This is a genomic window from Streptococcus sp. 1621 (assembly GCF_013276615.1).
Lineage (GTDB): Bacteria > Bacillota > Bacilli > Lactobacillales > Streptococcaceae > Streptococcus.
The window spans coordinates 1-13287 of record NZ_VMLJ01000014.1 but is presented as its reverse complement, the minus strand read 5'-3'; the positions used below and the strand labels follow the sequence as shown (position 1 = coordinate 13287).

The following is a 13287-nucleotide window of genomic DNA, read 5'->3' as shown; positions in this document are numbered from 1 at the left end:
TCCTCTTATCCTAATAAAGTTTGTAATATTGGAATAACAACGATAAATAGAACCGTACTTAGAGTCACCACATTCGTAGAGAATTCCACGTCTCCTTTTCCCTGATTAGCAAGGATTGGGAGAACAGCTAGAGCTGGTGTAGCGGACTGAATCATAAAGGTCTTAAATTCTACTGTCGCCATATTTGGTGCAGAGAACTTCAATACAAGAAGCATAATCAGAGGAGCTAGGATAAAGCGTCCAACTAAAGTGACAATTGTATCCTTATCAAAAGTAATAGTATTCAAGCCTGCCTTTGCAAGAACGATACCAATATAAATCAGAGATAAGGGAGTGACGATATTTCCTACATAAGTTAAGGTATTCGTTGCGAAATCTGGAATGGAGATTCGGAGAATCAAAAATAGTAGAGCGACAAGAAAACCTACAAGCGGAGCTGGAAGCAATTTCTTCCAGTCAAATTTAGTTTTCTTCTTGCTTTGACCCGATTTACTATCGCTCGTCATCACATACACGCCTAATGTCCAGGTAGAAATCGTGTTGGTGATATAGTAAATTAAGAAATATGGAAGAGCCTGATTACCAAAAAGAGCAACGTTTAATGGTAGACCGATAAAAATAGTATTGGCATTCACAAAGGTATTAATCATGGTCCCTCGCCGTCCTGGACGAACCTTGAAAAGCCTAACTGCAATATAAGCTACGATATAGCCCAATTTAAATGCTACAAAAGTATAAAAGAGTCCTCCAGAAAGACTGATTAGTTTATCTAGCGTTAGGTATTTCATCACCGACACAAAGATTGACGCTGGCAAGGCTACATTCATGATTAAACGAGACAGGTTAGGTCCAAAGGCATCCCCAAACCATCCCCTCACCTGAAGAATATACCCCAAAACAATAATAGCAATAATCGGAATGATACTCGTAATCGAAGTTAAAAAGAGTGACATAGGTGTCCTTTCTAAATTACTTAAGTCCACAGCCCATACAAATCTGCCACTATAGAAGGATAGCAGCAGAAATGAATTATTTATACTCTGGATACCACTTCAAATCACGAACTGCTTTGGCCATATCTGTTTCCTTAGCGCGTGCAAGATCTTGCTCTTGTGCTTTTTCAGCGACTGCTTCTGCTACTTTAATAGAAACATCTGCTACATACTTGAATGGCGGCAAGACAGGAGTTCCTGGCTGGCCTGGATTGACAATACCACTTAATGAATGCGCCGCTGCTCCAATCATTTCATCAGTCAAAAGACTTGCTTCAGAAGCCAGCATACCTAGACCAAGACCTGGGTAAATCAGGGCATTGTTTGCTTGACCAATCACATAGTCTACACCTTTATAAGAAACCGTATCAGCAGGAATTCCTGTTGCGACAAAAGCTTTGCCATCTGACCATTCAATCAAATCTTTGGCACTAGCTTCTGCCAATTTAGTTGGATTTGACAAAGGGAAAATCATTGGACGTTCTGTGTTTTCACACATAGCTTCTACTATTTCTTTAGTGAAGGTATTAGGCTGAGTTGAAGTTCCTACAAGAATAGTTGGCTTCACAGTCTTCACTACTTCAAGCAGGTCAGTCAACTTATCTGCGTTACTAAAATCAGCACGTTTCTTAGCAAATGGTTTTTGCTCTGGTGTCAAGTCATCCATGTCATCAAAGAGAAGACCTTGTTTATCAACCATAAAGAAACGTTTATAGGCTTCTTCTTCAGAAAGACCTTCACTTACCATTTCACGAAGAACACGAGAGGCAATTCCTGCACCCGCAGTACCACCACCATAGCAGAGATAAACTTGATCTGTTAATTTTTCACCACTAATATCCAGCGAACCAAAGATACCACCCAAGGTAACGATTCCCGTACCTTGAATATCATCATTAAAGGTCGGAATTTGTTTCCGGTATTTTTCAAGAATATTGGCAGCATTCAAGCGACCAAAATCTTCCCAGTGAAGGTAAAGTTTAGGAAAGAGACGTTCTGCTGTTTGAACAAATTGGTCAATGAAGTCGTAGTAACGATCTCCGCGGACCCGTTCGTGACGATTTCCTAAGTAATTAGGATTGTTACGAAGTTCTTCACGGTTAGTCCCTGCATCAATGACTAAAGGAAGGACCATTGAAGGATCGATTCCAGCAGCAGCCGTATAGACCATCAATTTCCCAACAGAAATATCGACACCATTTGTTCCCCAGTCGCCAATTCCAAGGATTCCTTCTGCATCTGTTACAACAATGAGACGAATCTCGCGACCCCCGGCAGCGTTTTTCAAAGTGGCTTCAATATTTTCAGGATGATTGATATCAAGATATCCCGCATATTGGGGATCTACAAAAAGATCACTATAGCCTTCAATGGTATCTGCAATGGTTGGATCATATACAATTGGATTGAATTCTTCCAAATGTTGAGAAAAGAGGTAATAAAAAAGAGTCCTGTTGGTATTAAAAATTTCCATTAGGAAAAGACGTTTTTCCAGATCATTGGCTTTTGTTTGCATTTGTGCATAAGTTTGCGCCGCTTGTTCTTCAATCGTTTGAACATACGGTGGCAGTAAACCAATAAGGCCTAGTTCCTTTCGCTCCTCTAAGGTAAAGGCAGTACCTTTATTGAGGAAAGGATTGTTTAAAATATCATGTGCAGTCATAGTGCAACCTCCTTTTTACTTATATTATACCACATGAAACGAATTGTTTATGAAACGTTGTTGTTTAAATAATACAATTGTATACGCATATGTTATAATGAGTCTACGAGAACAATTTCTAATAGGCTCTTTTATACTTAAAACACTATTATTGATAATACTTTAAGTTGTTATATTTTATAAATTTCTGAACTCATCAAACTCTCGATGATCACTCTTTACTAAAAGTTTCGAGTAAAATAAACCAATCATACAAATTGACAATCCTAATTAAAATAAATATCATATAAGTTCGCTATGTAGTACTTTGTATTTTTTAAGGTGTTTTTTTGTCATATAAAACTTGTATTCTATTTATATGACAACTAAAAACTATTTACAACAATATATTTCCCAAAAAGTGAAATATTTTCGAACACAGAATAAAATGAGCCAGGAAGAACTTTCGGAACAAGCAGGACTCGGGCTTAAATATATCAATCAACTTGAAAACCAAAATGTGAATCTGACCATTCACAGTCTTGAAAAAGTGATTGACGCCCTAGAAATGACCCCAGAGGAATTTTTCAATTTTGATAGCCTTGAATCAACCTCTGATAAGAGTGGCAATCTTTCACTCAAAAGAATCAACATGAAGATTAAACAGCTCCCTATTGATAAACGAGAAAAGATGTTGGTCATTTTTGAGAGTATCTTAGATAATCTTTGAGATTCCTGACTCACTTACATTTTAACTGGTGAATACTCGTATAGTCAAATTGTAGGATACGGATAAAAATTATTTATCTGCTGTTTTCCACTTATTTTCCTTCTCCAACTAATGAAAGTGAGCCCATATGAATTTAAAAGATCTACAATATTTTTATGACCTCTGCCAGCTTCAATCCTATACGGAAGTAGCAAAACAACATAAAGTCAGCCAACCATCTATTTCTTATGCTATCAAGCGCTTAGAGGAATCCTTTAACTGCAAATTGATTCACCATGACCCCTCGCATCGTTCCTTCAAGCTAACTCCTCAAGGACAAATCCTTCTAAAGCATACAGAACTGATTTTACCTGAGGTCATTTCTACTCGCAAAGAAATTAATCGCTCCTTGGTACAATACTCTACTGTAGGATTCCCTCCTATTATCATTCAGTATCTCTTTGCTGCCTTAAACGAAAAAGATAAATTCGATTTTTTAAAAAAGGTACGCCCTATCCGCGGTGGCTCCGTGGAGTTATTAAACCTTCTCATCAAAGGAGACCTTGATGCAAGCCTACTCGGTTTGATTGAACCTCTCAACTATCCTTCAATAGAGTCACACGAGCTATTTCATAAAGAACTGTATGTCGTTTTATCTAAGAACCATCCTTTTGCCACTGCTCCTTCCCTCGCTTTTGAAGAATTAGCAGATCAATCCTTTATACTCTTAGACGAACACTTTGTTCACCTGAAAGCTTTTGAAACGCTTAATCAAAAGTATCAAAACAAGGCAGAAATATTCTTTAAGACTGATGACATTGCCATCCTTAAAGAACTTTTAAAGAAAGGGATTGGCCTTAGTTTACTGGCTGATATCGCACTTTCTGATGAAGATGATGATTTAATAAAAATTCCTCTTATACCGAAGGACAAGATAACTTTTACAGTTTATTACGCTTACCTTAAATCAGCTACACCGTCATCAGAAGTAGAAGCCTTATTTAATCTCCTTAAATCATATGAATAGAAAAAACTCTAACTATCAATGAACTGATAGCTAGAGTTTTTTACATTGTAGATATTATACTCAATGAAAATCAAAAAGCAAACTAGGAAGCTAGCCTCAAGTTGCTCAAAACACTGTTTTGAGATGGCATATCGAGCTGACGTGGTTTAAAGAGATTTTCGAAGAGTATTAGACTATAGTAGATTGAAGCTAGAGTAATACGCCGCGACTTCTAAACCTTTTCTAGAAATTAATTTGACTTTCCTAATAAAGTTGTTCAGATTTTATTTCATCTCACTATAATTCAATGATTTTCTAAGAATTCTATTTCTTTCGAAAATTCTTTCAGGAAGCTTTTAAAGACTTTCAAATCAGTCCAACAAAAAAAGGTTTATAATTTCCATAAAAGTTGACATGGAAATTATAAAACCATTATTAGTTTAGTCCTTTTTGATAACGTGCCAATTCGGCTTGGTTCGCCCAAACATAGTGACCTGGACGGATTTCTACCATAGATGGCTTATCAGTCTCATAGTCGTGTTGACTTGGGTCGTAAACCTTCAAGACCTTCTTACGTTCCAAGATTGGATCTGGAATCGGTACCGCTGAAAGCAAGGCTTGAGTATATGGGTGAATTGGATTGTTAAACAATTCTTCTGTTTCTGCAACCTCTACAATAACACCCTTGTAAATAACTGCGATACGATCTGAAATAAAGCGCACAACCGACAAGTCATGGGCGATAAAGAGATAGGTCAAACCAAGTTCTTTTTGGAATTTTTTGAGCAAGTTCAAGACTTGGGCACGAACAGAAACGTCCAAGGCTGAAATTGGCTCATCCGCAATAACAAAGTCTGGTTGCATGACCAAGGCACGGGCAATACCGATACGTTGACGTTGACCACCTGAAAATTCATGAGGGTAGCGAGTCAAGTGCTCAGCAAGAAGACCTACTTCACGGATAATATTTTTAACTTTCTCTTTACGTTCTTCTTCATCTTTGAACAGATGATAATTGTAAAGACCTTCAGAAATAATATAATCAACAGTCGCACGTTCATTCAAACTTGCCGCAGGGTCTTGGAAAATCATCTGGATACGACGAATCAATTCTGCAGCTTGTTCACGCGATTTCTTACCATTAATCTTTTGACCTTCAAAAATGATATCTCCATTGCTTGTATCATTTAGACCGATTATCGCACGACCAATAGTTGTTTTCCCACTACCGGACTCACCTACAAGCGAGAAAGTTTCTCCCTTGTTGATAAAGAAGTTAGCATTTTTAACCGCGACAAACTTCTTACTTCCTTCACCAAAGGAAATTTCTAAATCTTTGATTTCTACTAATTTTTCAGACATTTCCTTCCTCCTAGTCTTCCAGATGGGTAAATCCCATTTTTTCACGGATTTTATCGTGGAGATTTGCAATCACAGCTGGTTTTTCTACTTTTGGAGCATCCTCATGAAGTAGCCAAGTTTTAGCCCAATGTGTCTCTGATACTGAGAATTGAGGAGCTTTTTGTTCGAAGTCAATCTGCATTGCATAGTCAGAACGCAAGGCAAAGGCATCCCCTTTTAAGTCAGTATAAAGTGACGGAGGTGTTCCTGGGATTGAGTAAAGATCCCCTTTATCATCAGCAAGCTGAGGTAAGCTAGACAAGAGACTCCATGTATATGGATGGCGAGGGTCATAGAAGACTTCCTCAACAGTTCCATATTCAACGATTTCTCCTGCATACATAACCGCTACCTTATCCGCAATACTTGCTACCACACCAAGGTCGTGAGTGATAAAGATTGTTGTAAAATGGTACTCGTTTTGCAATGATTTGAGCAAATCAATAATCTGAGCTTGAATAGTTACATCCAAGGCAGTCGTTGGCTCATCACAGATCAAGACATCAGGTCGGCAGGCAAGGGCAATCGCAATAACGATACGTTGACGCATTCCTCCAGAATATTGGAATGGGTACTCATCAAAACGTCTATCTGCGTCTGGAATCCCAACCTTATTCATGTAGTCAATAGCCAGTTCTTTCGCTTCTTTAGCTGTTTTTCCTTGGTGTTTTACAATAACTTCTGTAATCTGACTACCAATTGTTTTAATTGGGTCCAAACTAGTCATTGGATCCTGGAAGATAGTCGCAATCTTAGCCCCACGAATTTGTTCCCAATCTTTGTGAGAAGATAAAGCTGTCAAATCCTGACCACGATAGTCAATGCTACCTTGAGCAATGCGACCATTTTCTTCGAGCATACCTGTGAAGGTCTTTGTCAAAACAGATTTTCCTGATCCTGACTCACCTACCAAGGCTAATACTTCTCCTTCAACTAGTTCAAGGGAAACGCCGCGAATGGCTGTCAATACTTTGTCACGAACGTCAAATTCCACGACAATATCGCGAGCAGTCAAAATTACATTTTTTTCTTTTGTCATTTCTACTCCTATCTATGTGTACGTGGATCACTAGCATCCGCTAAGTTTTGACCAACTACGAAAAGGGACAAGGATACCAAGACAAGAGTTGTCAATGGAATCCAGAACAAGTAAGCATTGGTTGTTACGTTTTGTGAATAATCTGAAATCAAACGACCCAAACTTGGCACTGTAATTGGTAATCCAAGACCGAAGAAAGACAAGAAGGCTTCGTATGAGATAAAGCTTGGAAGCATTTGAGTCATGGTTGTCACAATAACAGATACCAATTGTGGCATAATGTTTTTGGCAACAATCTTCAAGGTTGGTGTTCCCAAAGTGCGTGATGCCAAGTTGTATTCCAAATCACGATAACGCAAGATTTGCACACGAATCATGAAGGCAATCCCAATCCATGTTGTTACACTCATGGCAAAAATCAGATTCCAGAATCCAGCTCCGATTGAGTAAGTCAAGACAATGACAATCAAAAGAGATGGGATGTTTGAGATGACATTATAAACTTCCATCATCACACGGTCAACTGATTTTGAAATTCCCCAAATACCACCGACAAAAACACCGATAACCAAGTTAATCACTGTCGCAATCACAGAAATGAGGATGGAGTTACGAGCTCCGAACCAGACACCGTCAAAGAGTGATTTACCGTTACTGTCTGTACCGAACCAATGCTCAGCATTCGGCTTGATATAACGAGCACTAAAGTCGTTTACCTTGCTGACATCATTGAAATCAAACTTAGAAAACATTGGGTAGATGAAACTCATCAAAATGATAGCTACCAAGATTCCCAACATGACTACAGTTGATTTTTTCTTCATAAATTGTCTAAACACTGACTTCCAGTAAGAATATGCTGGCGCATCAATAGTTTCAGAGGCAAAATCGTCACGTTTTACAAACTGAAATTTTTCTTTATCGATTGTAGACATTATTTGCCTCCTTTCTCAGTTAATTTAATACGTGGGTCAATAATGGTCATCCAAATATCTCCTAAAAGAAGGGAGAAGATAGAAATACATGTAAAGATGAAGACAAGACCAACGACCATAGAGTTATTAGATGCTTTTACAGAGTCAATCAACATTTTACCCATACCTGGGAAGGCGAAGACTGTTTCAGTAAGGGTTGCACCACCGATAACACCAATAACGGCACCAGGAATTCCTGAAACCAGCGGAACCATGGCATTTTTAAAGATGTGTTTGTTTGAAATTTCTTTTTCAGACAAACCTTTTGCACGAGCAAAACGAACAAAGTCTTGTGATTGCAAGTCAATCATGTAACGACGAATCCAAATAGCTGTACCAGGAGCACCCAACAAACCAAGGATTACTGCTGGTAAAACGTAAGAACGCCAATCTCCAGCCCCTAAGATAGGGAATGAATCTGGTAAACCAATTGAGGAACCAATCAATCGAACAATATAAACAAGGGCGATTGTTGGAAGCGCCATCAAGAAGGTCAAAGCACCTGTTGAGAAGCTATCGATCCAAGTGTTCTTGAAACGAGCCATGGCTGAACCAAGTGGCACGGCAATCGCATAAGAAATCACCAAACCAATCAAACCAGCAATAGCAGAGCTGACAATCATAGATGGATATTGGTAATTACTTTCAGTCGCTGTATAAGGATCATCTTTCCCATAGCTAGCTACTTCACGAGAGTCAGCCTGACTAGGTGACTTGTAGGTTCTTGAGTAAATATTTACAGAAGACGTTTTCTTACCTGTTGGGAACTGAACTTGAGCAGTTTTGGTTTGTCCTTGACCTTGAGTAATAACCTGAAGAACTGGTGTATTAGCATAGGTTGGATAAGAGTCTCCTAAATTGATATTCACAAAATTTTGATGCACAAATGGGAACTGACTGTTGAAGTACAAGAGATATTTATGTTTAGTACCTGAGCCGACCAATGACCATCCGATAGCTGGATCATTTTCGAAACGAAGGTAGCGTTTCAAGTCTGGATTTTCAGGGTCTTGAATTTTATTTGTATGGTCAATGTCAATCAAGTTAGCATAGAAGTGAAAAACACGTTCAAAAATTGGAATTTCACGAGTAGCATAAAATTGACCACTTTCAGTAAATTCTCCCAAAGTCCAACCATGACCTAATTGATTGATGTACTTTTCATAAATAGCTTTATTGGTCGCATTTGCCTCTACTGTTACAGAAGAATCCATGCTACTTGCCTTTTCTTGCAACTCTTTAGTATCGTAATACTCAATGTAGCCCATACGCTCAAATACAGTATTTTCATAGTTATCACGTTTATCAGCCGTTGTCGCAATTTTATTATAGTTAGGGTCCTGCTTGAAAATCAATTTTCGAGGAACCAAGGTATAGATAATCGTGTAGGTCAAAGTCGTTACTAAGAAAATCGAAACCAATGACCGCAAAACACGCATAAAAATATATTTTTTCATATTATTTCCTTTAAAAATCCCAAAAGAACCTTCTCCTCATGGAGAGAAAGTTCTATTAGAAATTATTTACTTCACATGACTTGCCAATTCTTTTTGAGCTTTCTCATTTGATTCAGCTTTTTCTTTCAACCATTTTTCACGAGCTTTTTCATACTCTTCTTTGGTGATTGCTTTTTCACCAACTTCAGTGTACTTCAAGTATCCTGAATTTTCACCTTTAAGGCCGGCTACAGAATATGATGAGCTAAATGGTAGAACTTTTGAAACATATGAAACGGCTGTTTCTTTAGGAGAAGCCATTACTGGAATTGTCAAAGCATTGTCAGTCAACCAAGCTTGTGCTACTGCGTATTTTTCATAACGTTTTTGAACATCTTGGTTTTCGCTGTTTGCATCATCAAGCAATTTTCCATAGTCAGCTAAAGCAAGTTTGCTTACTACTGATGCATCAGTGTTTTGGTCAATACCAAGGTAAAGGCGAGTGTTTCCTCCCTTGATGACAAACTGATCCAAGAAAGTAGAAGGATCTTGATAGTCAGGGTTCCATCCTAGCAAGGTGTGGATATCCCAATCTTGCTCTTTAGCTGTTGGAGCACTAAATGAAATTGGTAAAGCTTCTGCTTGAGTCATTTGTTGCAAGTCTACAACAACATTATCTGAACCCAATACTTTTTCAATTGATTGTTTCAATGATTGAACACGGTTTACAACCGCTGTTGATTCTTGGATAACCAAGGCATCCAAGTGGATTGGGAATTCAACACCTTCAGCTTGTAGGCTTGATTTAGCTTTAGCAAAGACTTCTTTAGCTTTTTCTTCATTGTAAAGTCCATTTTGAGAATCTGCTAGAGATACGTTTGACCAAGTAGAAGAATTTGTCTTAGCCAAGCTATCTTGTACCAATTCACCAAATGTTTTCTTACCAACTTGAAGATTATAAGGTGCAAACGTATTACGGATGGCTACTGCAGCTCCATCGGTACCATTTGTTTGAGCTGAATAAGAATTGCGATCGACCGCAAAGTTCAAGGCTTGACGGAACTCCTTATTTAGCAAAGCTTTTTGAGTAGATGTCTTTTGGGCATCACTTGTCTTAGCAGTGTGGTTATAAGTTGTACGGCCATAGTTCAAGCTGACAGTTGCAACACCCGCACCTGGTTCATTAAAGTAAATGTTATCTTTGAAGTCAGCTGCATATTTTTCATATGTAGAACTTGTAGGGAAGATACGAGCCTTGCTATATTGACCATCAGAAAAACCTTTGGCAATTACATCTTGATCCTTACCGTCCCAGAAAGTGAACTTAACATTCTCAATTTTTACATTTTCTTTGTCCCAGTAAGCGTCATTTTTAGCCATCTCGATAGATGATTTAGGAGTTACAGCCTTCAAGACAAATGGACCGTTATAAAGAATAGAGTTAGCATCTGTTGGAGAACCAAAACCTTCCCCTTTTGAAGCTAAGAATTCTTCATTAACTGGCATCAAAACACCACTAGTTGTCTTGTCATTCCAGAAAGTTTCTGGCTGGTTCAAGGTATACTCTAGTGTTTGGTCATCGAGTGCTTTTACTCCGACGGTTGAAAAATCGCTTGTTTCACCCTTGATATATGCTTCTAATCCTTTAATAGAAGAGCTAACGATTGAAAGTCCTTTTGATTTTCCATCTACCGCATGTTTCAAACCAGTGACAAAGTCTTTAGCAGTGACAGGAGCGTATTCCTCTCCTTCTGCAGTTACCCATTTAGCATCCTTACGGATTTTATAGGTATAAGTCAAACCATCTTTTGAAACTGTCCATGATTCAGCGATAGAAGGAACCAGATTACCATATTTATCGTTAGCCAACAAACCATCTACAGCATTTGTTGTGATGAATGATGTTGAATCGATATTACTGACAATATAATCCAAAGTTTCTGGATCTGTTTGATAAACATATTGGTAATCTTTTGCTAGTTTAGCATTACTTGAACTAGTGTTTGAACACGCAGCTAGAACTCCTGACGCTAATAAGGTAGCTCCTGCTACAGCAAGCACTTGACTTTTTTTCATTTCTTCACTCCTCGTAATAAAGTATAGGTCATTATCAATTATATCATAGATTTTAAGAAAAGTAAACGAATTTTCAGAATATTTAGGCTTATTAACACAAATTTTTCATTTTTTCTGAATATATGATTCAAATTGTCGTTCGAAGTATCAAAGGCTACAGCGAAAATAGGAAATTTGACGCAGAAACTTTGGAGCTTAGAAAGACCTATAGTAAAATGAAATACGGACTGAACAATGTGATTTTGGAATTTAAATTAAATTATAATAATATTGTAGAAGTATCATTCTAGTATTCAAGATTCAATTTACTATATCTTTTTCACACCAACCTTATTCCAAATTCAATTACTTTCGTGATTTACACATATAGATTAAGACTATCTTTTATACTTTAAAATTTCTCGCTACCTTATCCACTATATACGCCTTGCTATCACGTTCCTGTTAGTAGTGCCACGATTTCGCTATCCCTTCCTTTGACAATTCTTATTTCCTGCGTCAGACTTAAAACGATCTATCCCCAGACCATTTTAATCCACTACCTCACGATAGTCAGGCTTGGGGAGAGCTATTGTATTCACCGATAGTGGAGCCCTACAGAGGACTTACACCTCAGATGCACGACATGTCCAGTGTATATAAAAATCTCCCACCCAAGGTAGAAGATTGTAATCTTATATACTTAATCCGTCATGTCCGATACCAACGTTCGATGCTCCAATGGAATACTGCACATAACTAACAAGAAAATGAAACCTGACTGAATCCAGAAGAGGGCCAAGTCAAAGATTCCGTGCACAGCAACCACTGTAAGGAAAGATAGATAAAGGCCGATAATCGGGCGTTTCCCCGACTCCTGACTCATATCCATCATCAAGCGAACAGGAGCAACAGAAGACAAAACTAATAAAATAGTCCCCACAATTCCGTAACTCAGAATCGTATCGATATATAGACTGTGAGCATGTTCATGATAAGGAGCATTTATTCTAGGATAAGAGTGCATATAAGTCAATGGCCCTTCACCCCAAAAAGGATTTTGCTTAAACAAAGCCATCCCAGCATCCCAGATAGAAATGCGTTCTTCCATAGAAGAGTCTAAAGTCCCCATCCGAACTCCCAAATCACTAGAAAAGAGGAAGCTCAAGCCGATTGCGAAGACCCCAATACTAAGCCAAAAGGCCTTCCAGTTTTTAATGGTCGTAAAGAGATAAATAATGGCTCCAGCGATAATAGCAGGAAAGGCAGTTCGATTTTGCGTAAAATTCAAACCAAAGAGATTCACAAAGCCTGCAATCACACAGAATACTTTCAACCAATTCAACTTGGTCGTTGTAAACAGATAGAAGGCAATCATGATACAGAAACAACAAATAATTCCATAATAATTAGGATTAAAGAAGGTCACTTCTGCACGATTCTGATGCCACACCTGCATGTTAGGTGAAAGAAAAGCATAGTTGAATTTCTTCACAATTTGGAAATGCTCTAAACTCGCAAAAACAGCTGACAAGACGCTACCAAATAAGACGAGCTGCAAAATCAAGCGAAAGAATTTATGGGATAAAATCGACTGATAATACAAAAAGAAAATAGTAAATAGAAACATTCCTACTGAAGCCACAAGCCCCATCCAATTTTGTGCAAGAATGGATATAACAGTACTATAGCCAAGAAAAAGAAGCAGCATCGGATGCTCCCCCATTTTCTGAAGAATACTTTTCATGTCTCCTGTAAAAATCAAACTGATAATATATAAACAGAATACAACTACAAAAAGATAAAAGGGCAAAAAGATACTCAGGATAATTCCCAATAAAATCAGCTCTTTACTAGACAACCCTTTCAGCTTTTCAATAAAGCCTATTGATTTCAAAATGAATCCTTTCTCTCCAAATCAGTTGATTCAGATAATAGTAAGCTATCCTATATTGTACCACTTTTTTAGCAATTTGAAAACAAGGGAAACGTTTACTAAAATAAAAAAACTATTTTGCTAACTTCTCAAAGTA

General features: G+C 37.9%; 10 protein-coding genes. 2 read left to right on the top strand and 8 right to left on the bottom strand.

What is annotated here, in order from left to right; translation table 11 throughout:
* Positions 1-5: 5 nt before the first annotated feature.
* Positions 6-953 carry an AEC family transporter gene (locus tag HT697_RS03850; protein WP_173219685.1) on the bottom strand — a complete coding sequence of 316 codons (948 nt, stop codon included), beginning with the start codon at positions 951-953 and terminating at the stop codon, positions 6-8.
* Between the two features lie 76 nt (positions 954-1029).
* The gene (locus HT697_RS03845; RefSeq protein WP_173219688.1) at positions 1030-2655 is read right to left on the bottom strand and encodes a malolactic enzyme; all 1626 of its coding nucleotides are present in this window, start codon (positions 2653-2655) and stop codon (positions 1030-1032) included.
* A 358-nt stretch (positions 2656-3013) separates the two neighbouring features.
* Between HT697_RS03845 and HT697_RS03840 the strand changes: the two genes are divergently transcribed.
* Positions 3014-3364, top strand: a complete 351-nt coding sequence (locus HT697_RS03840; protein ID WP_164226984.1) for a helix-turn-helix transcriptional regulator — start codon at positions 3014-3016, stop codon at positions 3362-3364.
* Positions 3365-3491: 127 nt separating this feature from the next.
* Positions 3492-4370: a LysR family transcriptional regulator gene (locus tag HT697_RS03835; RefSeq protein ID WP_173262212.1), complete on the top strand. Its 879-nt coding sequence runs from the start codon at positions 3492-3494 to the stop codon at positions 4368-4370.
* A 414-nt stretch (positions 4371-4784) separates the two neighbouring features.
* On the opposite strand, the gene HT697_RS03830 is transcribed toward HT697_RS03835, so the two are convergent.
* From HT697_RS03830 to HT697_RS03805, 6 genes are all read right to left on the bottom strand, one after another.
* Positions 4785-5711, bottom strand: a complete 927-nt coding sequence (locus tag HT697_RS03830; RefSeq protein WP_173262209.1) for an ATP-binding cassette domain-containing protein — start codon at positions 5709-5711, stop codon at positions 4785-4787.
* A gap of 10 nt (positions 5712-5721) precedes the next feature.
* Complete coding sequence (locus HT697_RS03825; RefSeq protein ID WP_173229297.1) at positions 5722-6789, bottom strand: ABC transporter ATP-binding protein; 1068 nt, start codon at positions 6787-6789, stop codon at positions 5722-5724.
* Between the two features lie 8 nt (positions 6790-6797).
* Complete coding sequence (gene oppC / locus HT697_RS03820; RefSeq protein WP_000103703.1) at positions 6798-7724, bottom strand: oligopeptide ABC transporter permease OppC; 927 nt, start codon at positions 7722-7724, stop codon at positions 6798-6800.
* Entirely contained in the window at positions 7724-9220 is a 1497-nt protein-coding gene (locus HT697_RS03815; RefSeq protein ID WP_000759899.1) for an ABC transporter permease, read from the bottom strand. The genes oppC and HT697_RS03815 overlap by 1 nt, the downstream gene beginning before the upstream one ends.
* Before the next feature lie 66 nt (positions 9221-9286).
* Positions 9287-11275 (bottom strand): peptide ABC transporter substrate-binding protein, encoded by a 1989-nt coding sequence (locus tag HT697_RS03810; protein ID WP_173262206.1) that lies wholly within the window; start codon positions 11273-11275, stop codon positions 9287-9289.
* 682 nt (positions 11276-11957) lie between these two features.
* Complete coding sequence (locus HT697_RS03805; RefSeq protein ID WP_173233271.1) at positions 11958-13151, bottom strand: O-antigen ligase; 1194 nt, start codon at positions 13149-13151, stop codon at positions 11958-11960.
* Positions 13152-13287: the final 136 nt, after the last annotated feature.

Excerpts from the sequence above, each read along its gene's own strand:
- HT697_RS03825 (WP_173229297.1), bottom strand. The coding sequence starts at position 6,789 with ATGACAAAAGAAAAAAATGTAATTTTGACTGCTCGCGATATTGTCGTG.
- HT697_RS03830 (WP_173262209.1), bottom strand. The coding sequence starts at position 5,711 with ATGTCTGAAAAATTAGTAGAAATCAAAGATTTAGAAATTTCCTTTGGT.
- HT697_RS03845 (WP_173219688.1), bottom strand. The coding sequence starts at position 2,655 with ATGACTGCACATGATATTTTAAACAATCCTTTCCTCAATAAAGGTACT.
- HT697_RS03850 (WP_173219685.1), bottom strand. The coding sequence starts at position 953 with ATGTCACTCTTTTTAACTTCGATTACGAGTATCATTCCGATTATTGCT.
- HT697_RS03815 (WP_000759899.1), bottom strand. The coding sequence starts at position 9,220 with ATGAAAAAATATATTTTTATGCGTGTTTTGCGGTCATTGGTTTCGATT.
- HT697_RS03810 (WP_173262206.1), bottom strand. The coding sequence starts at position 11,275 with ATGAAAAAAAGTCAAGTGCTTGCTGTAGCAGGAGCTACCTTATTAGCG.
- oppC (WP_000103703.1), bottom strand. The coding sequence starts at position 7,724 with ATGTCTACAATCGATAAAGAAAAATTTCAGTTTGTAAAACGTGACGAT.
- HT697_RS03840 (WP_164226984.1), top strand. The coding sequence starts at position 3,014 with ATGACAACTAAAAACTATTTACAACAATATATTTCCCAAAAAGTGAAA.
- HT697_RS03835 (WP_173262212.1), top strand. The coding sequence starts at position 3,492 with ATGAATTTAAAAGATCTACAATATTTTTATGACCTCTGCCAGCTTCAA.